The sequence below is a fragment of the Vannielia litorea genome (assembly GCF_018424695.1).
GTDB lineage: Bacteria > Pseudomonadota > Alphaproteobacteria > Rhodobacterales > Rhodobacteraceae > Vannielia > Vannielia litorea_A.
On sequence record NZ_QTNQ01000172.1, the window covers coordinates 1 to 2,894 of the forward strand.

The following is a 2,894-nucleotide window of genomic DNA, read 5'->3' on the forward strand; positions in this document are numbered from 1 at the left end:
ATCCTCGGGTCAGGCCCGAGGATGACGAGGGGCCATCTGGCCGGTGCGGGGCAGGGTCAACGGGTGCAGGCGAGCAACCAGCTGTTGGTGTAGTGGCTGCCCTGGGCGGTGAGGGTGGCTTTGAATGCGCCTTCACGGTCGATCTCGTCTGCCGGGCGGGGCGGCAGGACGAGGAGGTTGACGCCGGTGCGGCCTTCGCGCTCGGCGATGGTGTCGAGCATCTCGCGGCGGGTGACGGTGTAGGTGGCGGTGTAACCCTCGAAATCGGCGGAGCGCATGGTGAGGGTCACACTGTTGCCCTCGGGGGTGAGCTCGTAGGTCTTGCGCTGGTTGGCCTCGATGAAGGCGGTGTCGCTCTGCGAGAAGGTGGTGAAGGCCGAGACGGTGCAGGCGTAGGTTTCGGCGAGGGCCGGGGCGGCGGTGAGCATGAGGGCGGCGGTGAGGAGGCGCATGTCGGGGCTTTCGGCGTGCGGGGTGGTGGGCAGATTGCCCACCCTACGGGCGGGATTTTTCGCGCAGCCAGCGGGCGAGGTCGATATCGTCGAGCTTGCGCTGGGCGAGGGCGATGATCTTGTCGCCGGCCTCGGTATGGTTCCAGGTGATCTGGACGCCGTTGAGGTCGAGGCAGACATCCATCGACTGGTGGGCGGTGCGCTTGTTGGCATCGTTGAAGCAGTGGCCGCAGGCGATGGCCTGGGCGTAGGCGGCGGCAAGGTCGAAGATGTCTTCGATCATGCCGTAATAGAGGCGGTTGTCGACGCGAGCGAGGGCGCCGTCGAGCGACTTGTCGAGGGCGCGGCCCGGGAGTTCGCCGGGGTTCAGAACCTTGTCGTGGATGGCTTCGACGATTTCGGCGTCGAGCAGCAGGTAGGTCATTTGTCTTTCAGGTAGTCGAGGACCGGCTGGTTGACGTCATGGCGGCGCGCGAGCGACTCCATCACCTCGTCCATCGTCGCCACGCGGGGCTCCTCCTCGGGCGTGGCGGCTTCGGGGACGAGGTAGCCGACGACGCGGGAGTTTTTCATGATGGCGACGGGCTTGCCGTTGGCGCGGTCGAGCACCTTCTGCGGCTCGCGCAGCTCGGTCATGGTGCAGGTTTGGCTGGCGAAGATACGGTTCATGGCGGTGCGCTCCTGAGTGTGCATTGAAATGTACACTTTGGTGGGTGAAATTTCAAGCAGCGCGGTGGTGGGCAGATTGCCCAGCCTAGAGGGCGGTCAACCAGCGCCAGACCGGGGCGAGGCGCTCGAAGGCGTCGGTGGCGATCTCGTCGACCGGGCGGGGATCGTCCGGGTCGAGATCGAGCCAGGCGGAGAAGCCCTTGTGGCGCAGAAGCTGGGCGCGGGGATGGTCGGCGGGATAGGGCGCGGGGACGCGCTTCAGCTCGGGGTCGCGGAGGCGGAAGGGGGCGATGAGCGCGGCGAGCTTTTCGCCCTCGGGGCCGGCGACTGCGGCGCGCCAGCGCTCCAGTTGGGGCTTGGCGAAGCCGAACTGGCCGGTGCCGGCGGTGAGAGCGCCCGGGTCTATGCCGAGGAAGAAGGCGGGTGTGTCGCGGTCTCCGCTCTCCGACCAGAGCATGTGGAGGTGCGCCTTGTAGGGGCTCTTGTCTTTGGAAAAGCGGATGTCGCGGTTTTGACGGAAGATCTTGGGGCGCATCTCGTGGCCCGTGAGCGCGGTGAGGCGGGCGGAGAGCGCCTCGGCCAGGGCCTTGCCGGGGGTGGCGACTTTGGCGTCGTAGCTGTCTTTGTGGGCCAGGAACCAGTCGCGGCTGTTGTTGGCGGCCAGATCTGTGAAGAAGGCGCGGGCGTTGGGGAGGAGGGTTGAGAACATGGGCGGGCTCCGGATTTGGGGTGAATGGTTGGCGCCGGGCGGCGCTGCGTCAAGCCGGGCAGGCAAGGCTGCTGACAGGGCGCGGCTTTGAGCGGTGTCAAAGCGCGGAAGGGCGGCAGGGGGTAGACTCGGGGGCAGGACAGAGAAGGAGAGAGCCATGCCCGAGGACGTCGCCCCGAAATCCACCCTTGCCGCGGATGCCGCGCCGCTCCCCAGCCCCGAGCCCGACGCGCTGCGGCAGGCCTTCGAGCGCGGGGTCTACCCCTACGAAAAGCGGCTTTCGCGCCGCAGCTACGAGCACCAGAAGGCGGAGCTTCAGGCCGAGTTGCTGAAGGTGCAGAAATGGGTGGCCGAGACGGGCCAGAAGATGGTTGTGCTCTTCGAGGGACGTGACGCGGCAGGCAAGGGCGGCACGATCAAGCGGTTCATGGAGCACCTGAACCCGCGCGAGGCGCGCATCGTTGCGCTGAACAAGCCCTCGGAGAAGGAGAAGGGGGAGTGGTTTTTTCAGCGCTACATCGAGCATCTGCCGACGGCGGGTGAAATGGTGTTCTACGACCGCTCCTGGTACAACCGGGCGGGCGTGGAGCGGGTGATGGGGTTTTGCAGCCCCAACGATTACCTCGAGTTCATGCGCCAGACGCCGGAACTGGAGCGGATGCTGGTGCGCTCTGGGATCAGGCTGTTCAAATACTGGTTTTCGGTCACGCGGGAGGAGCAGCGGGCGCGTTTTGCGGCGCGTGAGACCGACCCGTTGAAGCGCTGGAAGCTCAGCCCCATCGACAAGGCGAGCCTCGATCTGTGGGACGATTACACCGAGGCGAAGGAGGCGATGTTCTTCTACACCGACACCGCCGATGCCCCGTGGACGATCGTGAAGAGCGCCGACAAGAAGCGGGCGCGGCTGGCCTGCATGCGGCATTTCCTCGCGAGCCTCGAGTATCCGGGGCGCGACATGAAAATCGTAAAGGGGCCGGACCCGAAGCTGGTGAGTTCGGGCGCGCATGTGGTGCATGGGGCGGATCATATCCTTGGGGCGGCTTTGCATCCGGAGATGCGGCGGG

General features: G+C 66.3%; 5 protein-coding genes. 1 reads left to right on the forward strand and 4 read right to left on the reverse strand.

What is annotated here, in order from left to right; translation table 11 throughout:
- Positions 1-56: 56 nt before the first annotated feature.
- The 4 genes from DYI42_RS23630 to DYI42_RS23645 form a co-directional block, all read right to left on the reverse strand.
- Positions 57-494: a hypothetical protein gene (locus DYI42_RS23630; protein ID WP_213549547.1), complete on the reverse strand. Its 438-nt coding sequence runs from the start codon at positions 492-494 to the stop codon at positions 57-59.
- A 1-nt stretch (position 495) separates the two neighbouring features.
- Entirely contained in the window at positions 496-876 is a 381-nt protein-coding gene (locus DYI42_RS23635; RefSeq protein ID WP_213549549.1) for a type II toxin-antitoxin system death-on-curing family toxin, read from the reverse strand.
- The gene (locus DYI42_RS23640) at positions 873-1,121 is read right to left on the reverse strand and encodes a hypothetical protein (protein WP_213549551.1); all 249 of its coding nucleotides are present in this window, start codon (positions 1,119-1,121) and stop codon (positions 873-875) included. The genes DYI42_RS23635 and DYI42_RS23640 overlap by 4 nt, the downstream gene beginning before the upstream one ends.
- 85 nt (positions 1,122-1,206) lie before the next feature.
- Positions 1,207-1,830: a TIGR02453 family protein gene (locus DYI42_RS23645; RefSeq protein ID WP_213549553.1), complete on the reverse strand. Its 624-nt coding sequence runs from the start codon at positions 1,828-1,830 to the stop codon at positions 1,207-1,209.
- Positions 1,831-1,987: 157 nt separating this feature from the next.
- Between DYI42_RS23645 and ppk2 the strand changes: the two genes are divergently transcribed.
- On the forward strand, positions 1,988-2,894 hold a 907-nt coding region (gene ppk2, locus DYI42_RS23650; protein ID WP_213549555.1), incomplete at its 3' end, for a polyphosphate kinase 2.

Coding starts and splice junctions, on each gene's coding strand:
- DYI42_RS23640 (WP_213549551.1), bottom strand. CDS start 1,121: ATGAACCGTATCTTCGCCAGCCAAACCTGCACCATGACCGAGCTGCGC.
- DYI42_RS23635 (WP_213549549.1), bottom strand. CDS start 876: ATGACCTACCTGCTGCTCGACGCCGAAATCGTCGAAGCCATCCACGAC.
- DYI42_RS23645 (WP_213549553.1), bottom strand. CDS start 1,830: ATGTTCTCAACCCTCCTCCCCAACGCCCGCGCCTTCTTCACAGATCTG.